Genomic DNA, 535 nt, shown 5'->3' on the forward strand with positions numbered 1-535 from the left:
GATCAGCGCCATCGCCGCCGCCGCCGTCGCGGCAGGCGGAGCGCTGACGTGGTGGATGCGCCGTCGTAAGGCGGACACCACCACCAGCTAAGATCAACCCGTAGCTACAGCTACGCGAAGAGGCCCTCTCCCTGCTGTTGCTTGAGTTCTAGCGATCGTCGCAACACCCCAGCTCGAGGGGTGCGATGTTCGAGATCCGCAAGACCCGGACGGTGGCCCAGGGCCGCAGGAAGCTGACCCGTGAGCGGGAGGAATACTTCCGGCTCGTGCAGCAAGGCATGAGTTACGCGGAGGCGGCCAGGGCCGTCGGCATCAACCTCCGCACGGGAAAGCGATGGCGTAACGGCCGGAACCCCTCCGGTCGGCAGAAGGCGGCACCACCGGCCAGACCGGTGGTGCCGCCTTCTCGAGCGTCCCGGTACCTGCGCCAAGCCGACCGGATCTACATCGCCGACCGGCTCCTGGAGAAGGCGACAGTCCGCGCGATCGCCGCCGAACTGGGCCGCAGCCCCTCCACCGTCAGCCGGGAGATCCG

The 535-nt window shown here is 68.2% G+C and carries 1 protein-coding gene; it reads left to right on the top strand.

What is annotated here, in order from left to right:
• Nucleotides 1-185: 185 nt before the first annotated feature.
• Nucleotides 186-535 (top strand): helix-turn-helix domain-containing protein (locus CCN51_RS51985; protein ID WP_143676248.1); only part of this gene is annotated, 350 nt, incomplete at its 3' end.

The organism is Streptomyces milbemycinicus (genome assembly GCF_002154605.1).
Taxonomy (GTDB): Bacteria; Actinomycetota; Actinomycetes; order Streptomycetales; family Streptomycetaceae; genus Streptomyces; species Streptomyces milbemycinicus.